This is a genomic window from Pseudanabaena sp. 'Roaring Creek' (genome assembly GCF_001402795.1).
Classification (GTDB): domain Bacteria; phylum Cyanobacteriota; class Cyanobacteriia; order Pseudanabaenales; family Pseudanabaenaceae; genus Pseudanabaena.
In genome coordinates, this window is the sequence record NZ_LIRE01000542.1 from 1 (window position 1) to 2,493 (window position 2,493).

Genomic DNA, 2,493 nt, shown 5'->3' on the forward strand with positions numbered 1-2,493 from the left:
TCCGCTTCTCGATCTACCCCTGCGGAATCTACATCCAGCCCCTCATAATCGGCAAATATTGCTTCGGCAGTGGGACTGCGTAATCTATTTTTCCCGCATACAAATAATAACTTCATGGCTAGTGCTAAATAGGTAAGGATGGGCGACGCTTCGCGTCGCCCATCCTTACCTATTTGGCACTGCCTTGGAATTAAACAAACGGAGCGGAATTTCCCCAACCGCCAGTAAAGACAAAACTAGATGATGGATAACGATCGCGAGGAGCATTTTCGCGTTCCTGCAGATCCGCAGGAAGATTGCTCGTCTCACCCGCATAACCGATCACGATCGCGGCAATTGGACGCGCCGTTTCAGGAATATTAAAAGTTGCGATCGCCTTGGTTGCATCGAAACCACCCATCTGGTGAGCGACAAGATTTAAGGCTGTAGCTTGTAAAACTAAGGTTGCAGCCGCCTGTCCAGCATCGTATTCACCCCAAGCATTGGGCTTGCCATTATGTTTAAAAGCTTTTTGGGCGACAATCAAACCCAACACAGGAGCAACCTGAGCCCATACAACATTACCTGGCACGATGCAATCGAGCATTTTCTGATAATTTACTGTGTCATCTTTGGTCGCGATGATAAACGCCCAAGGTTGATCGTTAAAGCAAGAGGAAGCCCATCGCGCTGCTTCAAATAGTTGAGCGAGTTTTCCTGTCTCAACAAGTTTACTGTCAAAGGCACGGGGACTCCATCGCTGAGCAATTAATGGATGAATTTCATGATTAGTCGGTGCTGGTTTTTCCATATTGATATGTTGAGTTGATGAGTTTGAATTCGTTCTAAGCAGTTAAGCATAATTAAAACCCAAAACTAGAGAGCGTACCACCCGCTACGCGGGCGGTACGCTCTTCTAGGTTTTAAGTTTATACCAAATCACAAAATGGCGTAGCCATTTTGTGATTTTAAAACCCTTACTGGGTTTGGTTTTCAATTCCCAAAAGTGTAGCCACACTTTTGGGAATTGGTATTACTTATGCTTAGCTACTTAATCAATATAGCAATCTCAATATAGCAATCTATTTTTGCTCAGGACGGCAAGCCTAAAAAGATGAGTGGCGGCGCTAGCGCCGCCACTCATCTTTTTAGGCTTGCCGTCTAGCGATTGCTATATAATACTTTCAGCACAATTACTTAGGATGTTATTTTACGCGCATGGACAACACGCTCGATACCCAAGCTATGCGAAGGGCTTTGCATAAATCTCCTAATTATTTTCGCCAAGGATTTGGTCATGGAGAAGAAGCTGAATCCACCATGCGATCGCAATATCATAGCGACCTAATCCAAACAATTCGCGATCATAACTATGTTTATACGCAGGGTGATGTGACCATCTATTTAGCGAAATCCTTCGGGTTTTGTTGGGGTGTAGAACGAGCAGTGGCGATGGCGTATGAAACCCGAACTCAGTTTCCTACAGAAAGAATTTGGATTACAAATGAAATCATTCACAATCCTTCTGTGAATGCCAAACTCAAGGAAATGGAAGTTCAATTTGTGCCAGTAAACGATCGCGGAGTTAAGGACTTTTCTGGAGTCGGACAGGGTGATGTGGTAATTTTGCCAGCCTTTGGCGCTAGCGTTCAAGAAACTCAGTTATTAGATAGCCTCGGTAGTAAGATCGTCGATACGACCTGCCCTTGGGTGTCTAAAGTATGGAACCGTGTTGAGAAGCATAAAAAAGCGGATTTCACTTCTATCGTTCATGGCAAGTATAACCATGAGGAAACGATCGCGACCAGTTCCTATGCCAAGCGCTATCTAGTCGTACTAAATATGAAAGAAGCTGAGTATGTGACTAATTACATGCTCAAGGGAGGAGATCGTCAAGAGTTTCTCAGCAAGTTTAGCAAGGCGATCTCCGCAGGTTTCGATCCCGATCGCGACCTCGAAAGAGTGGGAGTCGCGAATCAAACAACTATGCTTAAAGGTGAAACGGAAGCGATTGGCAAGTTGTTTGAAAAGACGATGATGCAAAAATATGGCGTGGAAAATGTTAATGAACATTTTCTGGCTTTTAATACGATCTGTGATGCTACTCAAGAGCGTCAAGATGCGATGTTTGAAATTGTCGAGGAGGATCTCGATTTGATGATCGTCATTGGTGGTTATAATTCATCCAACACGACCCACTTACAGGAAATTGCGATCAAGCGCAATCTTCCTTCCTACCACATTGATGACGTGCATCGGATTCTATCGGCTGAAGCGATCGAGCATAAGCCCCTAGGTAAAGAAATAGAGCAATCTGTCAATTGGTTGCCCACAGGCAAAATCAGCATTGGGGTAACTTCAGGTGCATCAACCCCCGATCGCGTGGTTGAAGATGTCATTAATAGGATTTTTACCTTAAAAAATTAATTCTAAATTCTTATAGCAAAGCTTAAAATGGCATAGCCATTTTGAGCTTTAAAAACCCTTACTGGTTTTTGCAATATAGCTATAGCC

General features: G+C 43.8%; 2 protein-coding genes and 1 pseudogene. 1 reads left to right on the forward strand and 2 read right to left on the reverse strand.

Annotated elements, in window-relative coordinates:
- Both AC805_RS27415 and AC805_RS16130 read right to left on the reverse strand, forming a co-directional pair.
- Positions 1-116, reverse strand: a pseudogene (locus tag AC805_RS27415) (phosphotyrosine protein phosphatase); the annotation flags it as partial.
- Between the two features lie 74 nt (positions 117-190).
- Positions 191-790 carry a nitroreductase family protein gene (locus AC805_RS16130; RefSeq protein ID WP_055076367.1) on the reverse strand — a complete coding sequence of 200 codons (600 nt, stop codon included), beginning with the start codon at positions 788-790 and terminating at the stop codon, positions 191-193.
- 407 nt (positions 791-1,197) lie between these two features.
- Here AC805_RS16130 and AC805_RS16135 point away from each other — a divergent pair, with 407 nt between their 5' ends.
- On the forward strand, positions 1,198-2,406 hold the full coding sequence (locus AC805_RS16135) for a 4-hydroxy-3-methylbut-2-enyl diphosphate reductase (protein ID WP_055076368.1): 1,209 nt from the start codon (positions 1,198-1,200) through the stop codon (positions 2,404-2,406).
- Positions 2,407-2,493 lie beyond the last annotated feature (87 nt).